Raw genomic sequence first — 14831 nt, 5'->3', positions numbered from 1 at the left:
ATCCGATCATCGCTCCGTTTCTCCGACGATGTCCGGTATGACCACGGAAGCTGCAACGCTCCACCGCCTGGCCGGCGAACTGGACGACCTCGGCCGCCGCCTGACCCACGTAGGCGCCGAACTCCGCGCAGTGCACCTCCAGCCCGAGTCGGCCACCGATCAGCCCGCGCTGGCCTCTGACCAGCCCGCGCTGGCCACCGACAAGCCCGCCGAGGAATCCGGCCCAGACACAGCGGCCTCCCAGCCGACGCCAGGCCACCCGAGCGGCCACGCCGAGTCAGCAGCGTCGACCGGGGAGTCGTCGCAGTCGGCCTTCTCGCCCGGCCCCACTCAGCCGGTCAGCTCCGACACGGCCGCGGAGGGCATTGCCGACGTGGCAGGCGCTTCCGCTGCGCTGGGTCAGGCCGCCGCGCCGGGCGAGCCGTCCGAGTCAGGCCGCCCCACCGAACAGGGCCACCCCACCGAACAGGGCCACCCCACCGAACAGGGCCACCCCACCGAACAGGGCCACTCCGCCGAACAGGGCCAGCCCGCCGAAGAGGTCCGGGCCGCCGAGCCAGGCCGCTCTGCCGGGCCAACCCAGCCTCCTGCACCTGGTCACCCTGCCGCGCAGGGCTACCCGGCTGCTCCAGGCCAGTCGCCCGCCCCGGGCTACCCAGCTGCGCAGGGCGGCCCCTACCTGTACCCGGCCTACTCGGCCGCGCACGGTGCGGCGTTCCACCCCCACCCGGGTTACTACCCGCACAACCCTTACGCAGCTTCGTATTCCGCCCAACCTGCGGCCAGCGCGACCCACCCGTCAACACCGCAACCCGGCACCCAACAGCCAGGCCCGGAAGGTCTCGCCGCCGGACAGTCAGCCCAAGAACACCCCCAGGCAACCGCCCAGCAGGTGCCGTATGGCCAGAGGCTCTTCGCTCAACCGCCTTTCGGCTATCACCGCTACACCCCATCTCCGACGCTCCGTGAGCGACTCGGCCGTGAAGGCGCCGGTTCGCGACTGCTGGCGTGGGTGGGCGGCGCGGTGACGTTGCTCGGGGTTGTCCTGCTGCTGATTCTGGCCATCCAGCGCGGCTGGCTCGGCCCGCTGCCGCGGGTGGCGGTCGGTGCTGCGTTCGGCGGGATCCTTGTCGGCGCGGGCGCTTGGCTGCACCGCAAACCGGCCGCGCGCACCGGTGCGTTCGCTCTTGTCGCCACGGGGATCGCGACGCTCTACCTCGACACTGTCGCTGCCACCTCCTTGTACGATTTCTTACCGGTTCCCGCCGGGCTCGCGGTCGGCTTCGCGATCGCGGTGGGCGGACTTTTGCTTGCGGTCAAATGGGATTCCTCTCTCTTGGCGAATGCCGTGGTGGGAGGATGCGGAGTGTGTGCGCCCCTGATCACTTGGGGCTTCACCTATGAACTCGTGACGTTCCTTCTCATGATCCAGATCGCGACCGTTCCTGTCCACCTCCGACGGTCATGGTCGCCACTTTCGTTTACTGCAGCCATTCCGCCCTTGACAACGGCGCTGATCGGCACCGGGCTGCGAACCTTGCCGCTGTGGGCAGTGATTGCCGCCGGTGTCGTCAGCGCGGCGACGGCGCTGATCACTTTGCGGCGTAACGATAACGAGCCCTACTCGCTGGCCGTGCTCGCTGTTGCCCCGCTGCCTGTCCTGGCTGCCGCACTGCTTCTGCGCCGGCCGGAATCCGTGTTTCTGGCGGGCGGAACGGCGGTCGTGCTCATCGCGACCTGGCCCATCGTGCGAGGGAATTCCGGTACTGTCGCGGGAATCGCTGGCCTCGTCGCCGCGATGCAAGCGACTGTCACGCAGTTCGATGGCGGGGCGGTCCTGCTCGGCGAAGCGGTCGTGCTCGCGTTCGCGGCGAAGTTCACACGGAACCGGTTCGCGCTAGGCGGTTCTCTCGCCTTCGCGGTGATCGGCGGCCTGTTCGTGCTCGGGTCGGAGCTGACGCTGCCGCTGCTGATGCTCCCGCACTGGCATCCGCGGGATCTTCTTTTCGCCGCACTCGCCTCGGCTGCGCTTCTCCTCGCCGCCGCGATCGCGTTGCCATGGGCGGCAATTCGTCTCAACGTGGTGAAATCGGCCAGTCTTGCGCCTTGGCTGCCCGCGGGACTGTGTGCGCTCTACGGCGCTGCTGGTCTGGTGCTCGCAGCGTCCATGCTCGTGTCCCCTGGTCGGCTCGGATTCCTGGTCGGCCACACGCTAGTCACGGTTTCCTGGACGGTGGTCGCGTTTGTCCTTCTCCTGCGCGGGATCGAGGTGGTCGCGTTGCGGATCGCCGGGCTGGTGCTGGTGGCTGCCGCGGTGGCGAAGCTCGTGTTGTTCGACCTTGCCGCGCTGGACGGTTTGGCCCGGGTGGGCGCTTTCCTCGGTGCTGGCGTGATCCTGCTCGTGGCGGGGGCGCGGTACGCGCGGGTTGTCGCGTCGCGCTGATTCGCGAGAAGTCCCCCGATCCGGGGAATCGAGAATGATCTCGGATCGGGGGATTTCCCTTTTGTGTAAACAAAAATTTGCTGTGGTGACAGTGGCTTGAGGCAGTCCGAGGCGTCCTCGGTGCGGGCTGATGTCGCGGAACTGTCGGTGGCTCGTGGTTACCTGGGAAACCTACCGAGGAGGTATCCGACCATGACCTACACCCACGACCCGAAACTCATCGAACGCGCAGGCGAGTCCGTCGCATGGCTCACCACCGTGACTCCGAGCGGCCGCCCCGCGCCGAGGCCGGTCTGGTTCGTGCTCGACGGCGAAGAAATCGTGGTTTTCAGCCGGCCTGGTACGGCCAAACTCCGGCACCTTGCCGCCAACCCGGAGGTGAGCTTTCACTTGAACAGCGACGAACACGGCGGGAGCATCATCGTCGTCAACGGGCGCGCGCACATCGACGAAGCCAAAGCCTCTGAAGCTCCCGGCTACCTGGCGAAGTACCAACGGCATTACGCCGGTATCGGGTTCGCCGATCCAGCCGCCTTCGACGCCGACTACTCGGTGCGGATCCGGATCGTGCCCGAGAAGTCCTGGGGGTTTTGAGGGCGTTCCGGATTCAGAAGCCGACGTTCAGGCAGGCCAGCCGCCCACCCGCGGTTCCGGCGTGCCCGGGGTTGGTGTGGGTATGGGTTTCGTGGATTACCACGGACTTCGCCCGTCGTTCGCCGAATTTCCAGTCCACAATGGAGGTTGCATGACCGATGCCTGAGCGGTCGGTGGTGAAGTCGAGCCAGATCTCGTTGCGCGGGTTGGCGTAGGCCGGATCCACCGATGGCTTCACCGGGTCCGGCACGTGCTGGAAGTGTCCGCCCGCGGCGTCACCGGTGGCGCCGCAGGAGTTCACGTGCGCGTGCGCACCGTATTCGTGCTGCGGCAGGAGGCCGCTGATCACCAGCACGGTGGTGGTGCCGACGCGACTGCCGGACAGGGCGGAGACGTGCGCCCTGGCCCCGGAGGGCACGAGATCCGGGCGGTAGGTGACGGCTTGGCTGCCCGGTGTGTACGCCGCGAACGTGCCGTGGGCGGTGGTGAAGCGCAGTGGTGAGGCCTCGGCCGGAGCTGCTGCGACGGTGGCGGCCGAGAGGCTCGTGACGGTGAGACCGGCGGCGAGGGCCGCGGAAAGGAACTTAGGGAGGAAACGCATGAAACTTCTCTAACCAGTCGGCGCGTGCCGTGCCATGTTCTCCACTCGAACGTGTGGAGGTCGTCCGGATCTCGGGACGGCTTTCGTGCGGGCGTGAGGTGCGCTGGGGCGTCGGTTGGGGCGGCAGCGGGAGCGGCCAGATTCAGACGTGGACCAAGCCGTGCCGCTAGGCAGGTGGTCAGGCCGGGCCAGGCTCGAGTGGGAGCGCGGGCTTCTGTCTGGACGCAAGGCGTGCGGCTCCCGCTTGCCGTTGGTATTGGTGCCGGTTGTGTCGCGGCGACGGAGTCCTGGTGCGCTCCGCTGACAGGAACGGGCCGACGGGCCGGATGCGGCTTGGGCGGCTCGGGCGGCGGTTGCGGCGGAGACGAAGGCGCTCGACTGGCCTGGGCGAGTTTTCGGGCGATGACGCGTTGGGTACTTGGCAGCGTGGCAGCGTCGGACTTGCCCGGCGATGCTTCGGTGAGCACCGGTGGAGCCTGACATGCCTGACGACCCGAACAGTGCCATGGGGTTTGACGGCCGTCGTGCGGACGTCCACGGGTCGGCAGAGGCCGGTGGACCGGTCGAGGCTGGTGGGTCGCCGGAGAGTGGCCGGCCGGCGGACTCCGGCGGGCAGGCCAGCTGCGGCGGATCGACCGAGGGCGGGCAGGCTAGCGGCGGCGAATCTCCCGGCGGCGGGAATACCGGCGGCGGTCAACCGGTCGACGGTGGGCTGGCGAGCAGTGGCAAACCGGCCGACGGTGGGTTGGACAGCGGTGGCCGACCGACTGGCAGCGGACTGGCGAGTGGTGGCCGACCGGCCGACGGTGAGCTGGCGAGCGGTAGCCGACCGACTGACAGTGGGTTGGACAGCGGTGGCCGACCGACTGGCAGTGGACTGGCCAGCGGCAGCCGACCGGCTGACGGAGGGCTGGCGGAAAGCAGCGGACCTTCCCAGCGCACCGGATCGTCGGACGGCACTGGCTCCTCGGAGGGCGGCGGGTTCGCTGCGGTCGGCGGGTCGGCGCGGGTCGGCGGGTCAGCGGAGCTAGACGACGACGTCGAGCACACTGGCGAGACGCGGAACCAGATGCTGCAGCGGAATGTCGGCGAGCTGTTGCAGGAGTTGCGGGTCGCGCAGGCGGGCGTTCAGATCCTTTTCGGATTCCTGCTGTCGGTGGTCTTCACGGGCCGGTTCCACGACGCCAGCGGGTTCGAGAAGACGCTGCACCTGCTGGCGGTGCTGCTCACCGTCGCGGCGACGGCGTTGCTGATCGCGCCTGCGGCGTGGCATCGCATGCTGTTCCGGACTGGGCGGCGGGAGGAGATCCTGCGGGTTGGCAACCGGGTCGTGCTTGTTGGCTTTGGGTGTCTTGCCGCGGCGATCACGGTCACCGTTGCGCTGATCGCGAAGGTCTCCTTCGGGCCGGTTGCGATGGGGCTCGTCGGTGGGATGGCGGTGTTGCTGTTCGGGCTGTTGTGGTTCGCGGTGCCGGGAATGCTCGTCGGCGACCAAAGGCGACGCGACGGTCACTGAGCGGCGTCGGTGCCTGCCGGATTTGTCCTGCACAGGACAGAAACGGAGCTGTTCATCGAGCCGTCGGCAATTGTTGCCGTAGCGGTTGGGGCCGGCCCGTAGCTTCCTGCTCGTGACTGACTCTTCACGGCGGAACTTCCTGCGCGGTGCCGGAATCCTCGGTGCCGGCGCGGCGGTGTCCGCGCTGCCTGGTCTGAACGGGATCGCTGCGGCTGATCCCAGCGTCGCTCGCCGGCCGGACGGTGACAGTCCGCGGTTCACGATCGCGGTCATGCCGGACACCCAGTACCTGTTCGACGAGGACCGGGGCGACTCGACGCCGGTGGACGCGTCGTTGTCGTACGTGCTGCGCCACGCGCACGACGACAACGTTGTCTTCCTCGCGCACCTCGGCGACCTCACGCAAAACGGGCAGGCGCGGGAGTTCGCGGGCATCAGCCGGTCGTTCCAGGCGCTCGACCGGTTCCGGTTCCCGTACAGCACGCTCGCGGGCAACCACGACATCGACGGCTCCACCGACGACCAGCGCGGGCGCACGCCGTACCTCGACGCGTTCGGGCCGCAGCGGCAGCGGAACTCGCCGACTTTCCGCGGCTCCTCGAAGGACGGCTACAACACCTACCACGTGTTCCGGGCCGCTGGTCGGGAGTGGCTGGTGCTCGCGATGGACTGGCGTCCGTCGGCGGGCGGTTTCGCGTGGGCGAAGCAGGTTCTCGCGCAGCACCCGCGGATGCCGGCCATCCTGACGATCCACGAGCTGGTCAACTCCGACGAGCAAGGCAAAGCGTTCCTGTCGGACTTCGGCCAGCAGGTCTGGGACCAGTTCGTCAACGAAAGCGACCAGATCTTCCTGACCCTCAACGGCCACTACTGGCCGCCGAGCCGTCTGGTGAAGCGCAACGCCGCCGGGCACGACGTCCACCTGCACCTCACGAACTACCAGGACCGCTACTACGGCGGCAGCGGAATGATCCGGCTGTACCAGTTCGACGTCGCCCGCGGCGTGATCGACGTCCGCACCTTCTCGCCGTGGCTCGACGGCAAGCGCGACCTCACCGAACTCGAGCGCATCGAGGCCGAGCGCAGCACCGACGTCGATTACTTCAGCATCGACATCGACTTCGACAAGCGGTTCGCCGGTTTCGCGCCCGTTCCGGTGCCGCCGGCCCGCCCGGTGAAGCCGCAGCTCGTGCCGGGCACCGTCGCGTACTGGCGGTTCGAGGGCGGCCGCGCGGGCTCTCCGGTGCCGGACAACGCGGTGATCAAGGACCTCACCGGCCGCGGCAACGACCTGCGCCGCATGACCGTGTCGGGCAGCGGGCCGACGGCGTTGACTTACTCGGCGGACTTCGCGTCTCGCCAACCGTCGCGGGCGAGCCTTCGCTTCGACGGCGCGCGCAATCCCGGTCGTGGCGCGTACCTCCAGACCGTCGACAGCGCACCGATGAACAGCCTGACCTTCCAGCGCGGTTATACCGTCGAAGCGTTCGTCCGGCTGCCGGAAGACTTCCGCGACGGCACCCACGGCTGGTGCGGCATCTTCGCGCGCCTCGGCAACGGCGGCGCGGCCGGGAAATCCGGCGATGACCCGAACGAATCGGCCGCGACCTTCAGCGTCTCGGACGGCGCGGAGCTTCAGTGGGCGGTGTTCCCGTTGAACCAGAACGGGATCTCGACCAACTGGGGCCACGAACTGCCGCTGGCGAAGTGGTGGCACGTCGCGGTCGTCAACGACGGGTGGCGCAGCACGCTGTACGTCGACGGCTGCCCGCTGCTGCGCAATCCCAAGACGCCGGCGATCGGCCTGGCCAATCCGGGCGGCGGCTGGCTGATCGGCGCGTCGTCGTACCGGGGCAAGGTGGAGCGCAGCTTCTACGGCGAGATCGGCGAGGCCCGGGTGGTCGACCGGGCGCTGGCTCCGCGGGAATTTCTGCTGGGCTGACCGGCGGCGTCGAGTGGCCGCTCGGCAATTGCGGCTGGCGACCACGGTTCGCGAGGCGGACGCGGCGGCTGGGGACGGGGGAAAGTGGCGCGGCGGCTCGGGGATTACGGAAGACGGGTGCGGCGGCTGGGGTTGCGGAAGACGGGTACGCGGCTGGGGATTGCGGAACCGACTTGTTGGCGGAAGGTCGATACGGAATCCAGCTCGCTATTCCGATTGCGCAGCAGGCAAATTCGACTGGTGCGACCGTTCGGGGGTATTAGCAAAACTGATGGCTTCGGCCAGTCGGGCTAATCGGGGAAGGGATTGTAATGGCCAGCTGTTAAGAGCGTCGGAGTGGCTGGTCGCGAATTCGGTCGGTGGCGAGCGTTGGCCGCGGGGCATTTTTTCGCGGCCAGCGCTGTTCCGATGAGTGGGACGCAGGTCTGCTGTGCGGAGGGCGCGCGGAAATCGGCGAGCGTTCCCGTGCCGGGGACTGGGGCAGGGAACGTCGGTGTGCGACCGGAGGCGGTCCAGCGTCGATGCTGGGACGGGATTCCGGGGTCATGGCCGGCGCCGTTGCCGGAGCCGGTGCTGATGCCGGAGTCGCGTTGCCTGGTCGGCACGGATGCCGGGGCTCGGGCTGACGCCCGTTGCCGGGACCGGCGTCTCCGCCTTCGACGGGTGACGCCGGGTGGTGCGTGTTGCCGGACCAGCGCGGATACCTTGGCTGGCGGTGGAGCTCGTTGCCGGGGCCAGCACGGGTGCTGGAACCGGTGGTCGAGCCGGGACCGGCGTCGTTGCCGGGACTGGTGTCGACCTGCTTTGCGCCGGGACCGGCGTCGTTGCCGGGACTGGTGTCGACCTGCTTTGCGCCGGGACCGGCGTCGTTGCCGGGACTGGTGTCGACCTGCTTTGTCGCCAGGTCAGCGTCGTTGCCGGGACTGGTGTCGACCTGCTTTGCGCCGGGACCGGCGTCGTTGCCGGGACTGGTGTCGACCTGCTTTGTCGCCAGGTCAGCGTCGTTGCCGGGACTGGTGCTGACTTGCTTTGTCGCCGGGTCAGCGTCGTTGCTGGAACTGGCGGCTTAGCCTGTTTGTCGCTGGACCGGCGTTGTTGCTGGAGCTGGCAGTCAAACCTGCTTCGTTGCCAGGTCAGCGTTGTTGCTGGAGCCCGTGGTCAGGCCGGATGCCGCGCCAGCGTCCTTGCTGGAGACAGCCGCCGGTTGGGAGCCCGTGCTGGCCAGCGTCGTTGCTGGACAGCGGTGGGGCCGGGAATCAGTGCCGGAACTGGCGTTTGGCTGGAGCCCGTTGCCGGAACGGTGCCTCGCCGCCGGGACCAGTGCTGATTCCGGGACCGGTGTTCGTGCCGGAGTTCCGAGGCCGGGACCAGTCCGGTTCGGGTACGCCGAACCAGGCCTGGGGGCCAGCCCGGTCCAGTCCTCGGAGTCGCGCCGACGCAGCCGGGGTACCGGCCCGATCCGGACCGGCCGTGTCAGCCCTAGCACGCCTGACCGAGGACATCGTTCGATGACCCAAGCCGGGCGCTCTAGCCCGAGAGCTAGGACCGAAAGTCCGGCTCAAGCCGAGTGCTCCGGTCTGAGGACCAGGACCGGAAGCCCTGCCCGCGCCGAGCGCTCTAGCCCGAGAACCGAGGCCGCAAGCGCTGCCCAAACCGAATGCTCCAACCCAAGGACCAGGACCATAAGCCCAGCTCAGGAACCCAGTCAGGCATCCGCCCAGCTGAAGAACCCTGCCGAGCCACCGGTCCGTCCGCGCCGGGTGGAGAACCCAGTCGGTCGGCAAGCCGCGCAGCTTAGGCCGGGAACCCCACCGAGAACCCAGTCCGAGCACGTCAGCTCGTGGACCCGACCACAAGCCCAGCCACAAGCCCGACCACGCGCTCACCAAGAGCCCAGCCACGAGCCCGACCACGAGCCAGGCCGGAAACCCGGCCATGGACCCAGTCGCGAACCCAACCCGCGGATCAGGCGGTCAGCCTTCCCCACGAATAGTCCTGTTTCGCGAGCTTCAGGTACACGAACAGCTCCGTCGCGACGACTCCCGCGATGGGCCGTACCTCGTCGCCGAGTACGGACAGCAGGTGGTCGTCGTCGCGGCATAGCAGTTCCGCCAGCAGGTCGAAGCGGCCCGAGCAGAGTGCCACCTGGTGTACGTCGGCGACCTTGGCCAGTTGCTGGGCCACTTCGCGGGCGTCTCCGTCCACCGTGATGCCGACCATGGCCCTTCGGGTCAGGTCGACGTGTTCCGGCGAGGTCACGGCGACTATCTGCACCATTTCCTCTCGCAGCAGCCGTTGTACTCGCTGCCGCACCGCGCCTTCCGAAAGACCCACCGCCTTGGCCAGTGCGGTGAACGACGCCCTGCCGTCTTCCTGTAACAGCGTGATGAGCGTCCGGTCGGTCCCGTCTAGCGCTCTCGGAGCACGCGGTTCCTCGATTTTCGTACGGTTTTCGTCACCCATGCCGTCCCTCCCTGTGTTTCGGCATGTGATTCGTCAGACGCGCAGCGTATCGGCAGGAGCCGGAGAGCAGGAGACCCTTTCCCGTTTTCTTCTCCAGATGGCGGACATGCGGCCGCCGTTCTGGCTCGGGCAAACGCCGGGTACGGTCGCGGACCGCCGATCTTGAGGAGGAATATTCCAATGACCGAAGCCGTCGCCGCGCCGGTGGTGCCGGCCAAGGGGCTCCGCTCGAACGCGCTGGGCATGGTGTCTTCGACGGTGATCGGAATGTCGTCGACCGCCCCGGCCTATTCGATCGCGGCGACGCTCGGGTTCCTCGTGCTCGCCGGAACGGGGTTCAAGGCCGCCGCGTTCGTGTTGCTGTCGTTCGTCCCGGTGCTGTTCGTCGCGTTTGCCTTCCGGGAACTCAACGCGGCCGAACCCGATTGCGGCACCAACTTCACCTGGGCGACCCGCGCGTTCGGCAGTCGCGTCGGCTGGATGACGGGCTGGGTCGTCCTGGTGGAGCAACTGCTGGTGATGAGCAGTCAGTCGGCGCTGACCGGCCGGTACACCCTGCTGCTGTTTGGTCTAGACGACCTGGCCGACAACCGCGCGGTGACGACGGCGATCGGGGGCGCGTGGCTGCTCGCGCTGTGCTGGCTGTGCTACCGCGGCATCGAGGTGTCCGCACGGGCGCAGTGGGTCCTCCTCGGCATCGAACTCACCGTCCTGGTGATCTTCTCCGCCGTAGCGCTTTCGCGCGTCTACAGCGGCACTGCGGGCCCGCAGGCGACGACGCCGCAGTGGGACTGGCTGTGGCCGAACGGGGTCAGTGTCGGGACGGCGGTGTCGGCGGTGCTGCTCGCGGTCTTCATCTACTGGGGCTGGGAGAGTTCGCTTTCGGTGAACGAGGAATCGGCTGATCCGCGGCACGCGCCGGGCCGGGCGGCGATCCTCTCCACCGTGCTGCTGGTGCTCAACTACCTGTTGGTGACCGTCGCCGCGCTGGCTTTCGCGGGCGTCGGCGAGCACGGGATCGGGCTGGCCAACGAGCCGAACGCCGAGGACGTGCTCGCCGGGCTGGGCGGCGCGGTGTTCGGGACGTCCGGGTTCGGCAAGGTCATGGGGGTGCTGCTGATCGTGTCCGTGCTGACGAGCGGCGCGGCCACGAGCCAGGCGACGATCATGCCCGCCGCGCGCACGACGTTGTCGATGGCCAGTCACGGCGCGCTGCCCAAGGTGTTCGGCCGGGTGCATCCGAAGTACCAGACGCCGTCGGTGACGACGTGGGCGTTCGGGTTGGTGTCGCTCGCCTTGTACGTGCTGCTGGCGTTGTGGAGCCGCAACGTGCTCGCGGATTCGGTCGACGCGGTCGGGCTCACGATCGCGATCGAGTTCACGGTGACGGCGCTCGCTTGCGTATGGGTGTTTCGCCGGACGCTGTTGTCGAGCGTGCGCAACTTCCTGCTTCGCGGCTTACTGCCCTTCGTGGGCGGCGTGTTCTTCCTGGCGGTACTGGTGCTCGCGGCGATCGCGTACGCGAAGCCTGACGCCGGAGAGACCACTGTGTTCGGCATCGGCGGTGTCGCGGTGATCGGGGTCGTAGCGATCCTCGTTGGGTTCCCGTTGATGTTTGCCGTGCAACGCGCCTGCCGTGACTTCTTCGCGGGGCGACGTCTGACGCGCGGCGCCGTTGCCCGCGACGGTCAGACCATCGAGAGCTAGCAGCGGCGAAGCAGGTCTTCTTCGGTTTCGCGGCGTACGAGGAGCGTCGCGTGTCCGTCGCGTACGCCGACGAGCGGTGGGCGGCCGACGAGGTTGTAGTTCGACGCCAGCGAGTGGTGGTACGCGCCGGTGCACGGTACGGCCAGCAGATCGCCGACGTGGATGTCGTCGGGCAGGCAGACGTCCGCCAGCACGTCGCCGGACTCGCAGTGTCGTCCGACAACCGTCATCGGCGTACGCGCGACCTTCGTGCGACGGCCGACGAGACGCGCGGTGTAGCGCGCGCCATACAGCGCGGGGCGTGGGTTGTCGCTCATGCCGCCGTCGACAGCGACGAAGGTGCGCGCGCCGCGTTTCACGGCGCACACGCGGTAAACGGTGATGCCGGCCGGTCCGACGATCGCTCGGCCGGGTTCGATTGTCAGGCGTGGCAACGGGAAGTCGCGTGACGAGCATTCGTAGCCCAGTGCGACGCGGAGGCGTCGTGCGTACCCTTCAAGGTCGAAGGACGCTTCACGGTCGGCGTACGGGACTGCGTGGCCGCCGCCGAGATCCAAGTCGCGCAAGGTGATTCCGTAGTGGTCGCGGATGCGGACGAGGACTTCGACCATCTTTCGCGCGGCTTCTTCGTAACGGTCCACACGGGACACTTGCGAGCCGATGTGGCAGTGCAGTCCGGTTAATTGGAGGCTCGGTTGCGAGAGCACTGCTGCGACAGCGCGGTCGACGTTGTCGCGTACGTCGGGGCGCAGCGAGAAGCCGAACTTCTGTCCTTCGGTGCCTGTCGTGATCGCAGCGTGCGTGTCGCCGCTGACGCCCGGCGTGACGCGGATGAGAACGCGCTGTGCGCCATCGGCAAGGGTGCCGAGTTGTTCGATTTCGTCGAGAGAGTCGAGGACGATGCGGCCGACGCCGTACTGCAGCGCGGCTTTCAGGTCTTCGGGCGTCTTCGCGTTGCCGTGCAACAGAATTCGCTCCGCGGGAAAACCGACAGCGCGCGCGACGGCGATCTCGCCGGCGGAGCAGGTGTCGAGCGACAGTCCTTCTTCGGCGACCCAACGCAACACTGCTCGCGTACAGAGCGCCTTGCTCGCGAAGGCGACGTCGGCCTCCGGCAGCGCACGGCGATACGCGCGGGCCGTGTTGCGCACCTGTTCCTCGTCGAGAAGGTAAGCGGGTGTACCGAAGCGCGCGGCCAAGTGGCTGACCGGCGCGCCCGCGAAGAGCAACTCACCGCCTTCGCCGAGCTTCGTGCCTTGCGGCCAGAGTCCCGGTTCTAGATGGTCGGCGGCCTCGCAGCCGAGACTCGGGAGCAGCTCGCTGAGCGTCACGGTTACCTCCGGTCGATGTCGATCGCGGCGAACATCGCCAGCACACGCCGCCGACCCCGGCCCGGGGCGTCCCGGCAACGGGCCCCTGACGGTCCCGGCGGTCGTGCTGACGTGTTCTTAACGCGCGAGTAACCTCCGCCACACCCCGGTTGAGCTGGGCTTTGCTGAGTTTTCCGGTGCCCGGCCGTCTTATCGGACATGGTTGAACAGATGACCGACTTCGCGAGCGAGACCGAGCCGTACCGGCACGAGCTGCGGGTGCACTGCTACCGGATGCTGGGCTCGTTCGACGAGGCGGAAGACCTGGTCCAGGAGACGCTGCTGCGCGCGTGGCGCGGCCGTTCGACATACGAGGGCCGCGCGAGCCTGCGGGCGTGGTTGTACCGGATCGCGACCAACGCGTGTCTGGACCACCTCGACGCACACCCGCGCGAGCTGCCGACGCTCGATCTTCCGGTCACGCACGACTCCGACCTCGCGCCGCGTCCCGATGTCGCGGTGCCGTGGTTGCAGCCCGCTCCCGACAGCGCGCTTCAGCCGGACGCTGTCGTCGTCGCGCTCGAGACGGTGGAGTTGGCGTTCCTCGCAGCCATCCAACATCTTTCGCCGCGACAGCGGGCTGCCTTGGTGCTTCGCGACGTACTCGGTTGGTCTGCGCGCGAAACGGCTTCAGCGCTCAGTACGACGCCTGCGTCGGTGAACAGCAATGTGCTGCGCGCGCGGGCCGAGCTGAAGGAGCACTTGCCTACGCGACGTACGGAGTGGGCGTCGGCGTCCGCGAGCGACGAGGAACGGGCTGTCGTTGCGAAGTACGTGAAGGCGCTCGTAGAGCACGACGAAGCGGCCTTCGCCGAACTGTTGCGCGAAGACGTGCGTTGCAGCCACGCGCCTGGCGCTGGCGGGCATATGGGAGCGGAACCGACGTGGTACGCGGGACGGGCTGCTGTGCTCGAAGGCTGGGCACCGGCGTTGCATGGCGGCGACGCTGCCGAGTTCCGCGTTGTCGAGACGCGCGCGAACGGTCTGCCCGCGCTCGCCACGTACGCGCGCACAGTCGGAGAGTTCCGGGCCTTCGGACTGGTGACGCTGCGTCTGGACGGCGACCGCGTCGCGGAGGTGACCACCTTCGGTCCGGAAGTTTTCCCGGCTTTCGACCTCCCGCCAGCGCTCGCCTGACGCGTTACGCAAGCCCCCACGAGGACAGGATTTCGAACAGTTGGTCCCGTTCGGCGGCCGTCAGCAGCCTGCTTGGCGGCCGCACGTCGGGGCGGCACAGGCCAAGCTGGGAGAGCGCGTCCTTGACCACGCTGACGTTGTTGGCATTGCCCTCCGCGGCGCGCATCTGCTCGAACGGGCGGATCCGGTCCCAGATCTCCATCGCCCCGGCGAAATCGTGGTTGCGCAGCCGGCGGAACAGGTCGAGCGAGATCTGCGGAGCGACGTTCACCAGGCCGGAGGTGAAGCCTGTCGCGCCGACTGCGAAGTACCCAGGGGCGGACAGCTCGGCGAGGCCCGCGATCCACACGAAGCGCTCGTACCCCGCGTCGCGCGCGACAGTGCGGAAGCGCACCGGGTCCGGCACCGCGTACTTCACGCCGAGCACGTTCGGCGCGACGTCGGCGAGCTGTGCCAGGTCTGAACCCTCGATGGCGGGGTTGCGCACGTACAGGACAACCCCGAGCTCGGGCACTTCGTTCGCGATAGCGCGGTGGTAGTCGATCCAGCCCGCGCGCGAGACGTACGGGTGCACGGGCTGGTGGATCATCACCATGTCCGCTCCAGACGCGCGCGCGTGCTTCGCGGCCTTCACGGCTGTACTCACGTCATGGCCGACCCCAGCGAGGACGCTCGCCTCGCGCGCGGCCTTCGTGGTGACTTCGAGACACTGCCGCGTTTCTTGCTCGTCGAGCGCGTAGAACTCGCCGGTGTTGCCGTTCGGCGTGACGACCTCGACGCCGCTCAGCACGAGCCGCTCGACAAGCCGCTCGTACGTCTCGGCGTCCACGTCCCCGGCCGCGGTGAACGGGGTCACCGGGATCGCCACCACGCCGGCGAGCCGCTGTCGCTGTTTCTCGAACGCCACGAGCAGATCCGATCTGATATATGATGTCTCGACGCACGGAGCGTAACACGCGGACCTGCGGGACAAGTGTCCTGATCTTTGGGATAAGCGTCCCAGTTCGACGTCAGCGAAGGCTGGACCTGGAGAAAAACAAGATGGGCGAAGGAGAGTC

Annotated in this window: 9 protein-coding genes and 1 pseudogene; 6 read left to right on the top strand and 4 right to left on the bottom strand. The window is 68.2% G+C overall.

The annotated features are described in order from the left end of the window. Window positions 1–37 precede the first annotated feature (37 nt). Window positions 38–2443: a DUF2339 domain-containing protein gene (locus ABD156_RS03335; RefSeq protein ID WP_344266110.1), complete on the top strand. Its 2406-nt coding sequence runs from the start codon at window positions 38–40 to the stop codon at window positions 2441–2443. Between the two features lie 192 nt (window positions 2444–2635). Then, window positions 2636–3037, top strand: a complete 402-nt coding sequence (locus tag ABD156_RS03330) for a TIGR03667 family PPOX class F420-dependent oxidoreductase (protein WP_344266107.1) — start codon at window positions 2636–2638, stop codon at window positions 3035–3037. A 13-nt stretch (window positions 3038–3050) separates the two neighbouring features. Here ABD156_RS03330 and ABD156_RS03325 read toward each other — a convergent pair whose 3' ends face one another. After that, window positions 3051–3638 carry a superoxide dismutase gene (locus tag ABD156_RS03325; RefSeq protein ID WP_344266104.1) on the bottom strand — a complete coding sequence of 196 codons (588 nt, stop codon included), beginning with the start codon at window positions 3636–3638 and terminating at the stop codon, window positions 3051–3053. 1042 nt (window positions 3639–4680) lie between these two features. Here ABD156_RS03325 and ABD156_RS03320 point away from each other — a divergent pair. Continuing rightward, a pseudogene (locus tag ABD156_RS03320) lies at window positions 4681–5154 on the top strand (DUF6328 family protein); the annotation flags it as partial. A 112-nt stretch (window positions 5155–5266) separates the two neighbouring features. Beyond that, window positions 5267–7096 (top strand): LamG-like jellyroll fold domain-containing protein, encoded by a 1830-nt coding sequence (locus tag ABD156_RS03315; RefSeq protein ID WP_344266101.1) that lies wholly within the window; start codon window positions 5267–5269, stop codon window positions 7094–7096. 1965 nt (window positions 7097–9061) lie between these two features. Here the strand turns inward: ABD156_RS03315 and ABD156_RS03310 are convergent. Beyond that, window positions 9062–9559, bottom strand: coding sequence for an Lrp/AsnC family transcriptional regulator (locus tag ABD156_RS03310; protein WP_116202834.1), 498 nt, complete (start codon window positions 9557–9559; stop codon window positions 9062–9064). Window positions 9560–9739: 180 nt separating this feature from the next. On the opposite strand from ABD156_RS03310, the gene ABD156_RS03305 reads away from it, so the two are divergent. After that, a complete protein-coding gene (locus tag ABD156_RS03305) occupies window positions 9740–11266 on the top strand; it encodes an APC family permease (RefSeq protein ID WP_344266093.1) in 1527 nt (508 codons plus the stop codon). Here ABD156_RS03305 and lysA read toward each other — a convergent pair. Then, the gene (lysA, locus tag ABD156_RS03300) at window positions 11263–12597 is read right to left on the bottom strand and encodes a diaminopimelate decarboxylase (protein ID WP_344266090.1); all 1335 of its coding nucleotides are present in this window, start codon (window positions 12595–12597) and stop codon (window positions 11263–11265) included. The genes ABD156_RS03305 and lysA overlap by 4 nt on opposite strands. Before the next feature lie 210 nt (window positions 12598–12807). Here lysA and ABD156_RS03295 point away from each other — a divergent pair, with 210 nt between their 5' ends. Then, complete coding sequence (locus ABD156_RS03295) at window positions 12808–13773, top strand: RNA polymerase subunit sigma-70 (RefSeq protein WP_344266087.1); 966 nt, start codon at window positions 12808–12810, stop codon at window positions 13771–13773. Between the two features lie 4 nt (window positions 13774–13777). On the opposite strand, the gene ABD156_RS03290 is transcribed toward ABD156_RS03295, so the two are convergent. Beyond that, window positions 13778–14680, bottom strand: a complete 903-nt coding sequence (locus ABD156_RS03290; protein WP_344266085.1) for a dihydrodipicolinate synthase family protein — start codon at window positions 14678–14680, stop codon at window positions 13778–13780. Window positions 14681–14831: the final 151 nt, after the last annotated feature.

It is taken from the genome of Amycolatopsis albidoflavus (assembly GCF_039525725.1).
Classification (GTDB): Bacteria; Actinomycetota; Actinomycetes; order Mycobacteriales; family Pseudonocardiaceae; genus Amycolatopsis; species Amycolatopsis albidoflava.
Note: the sequence above shows the minus strand (reverse complement) of the source record. Positions and strands in the feature narration are given on the sequence as shown.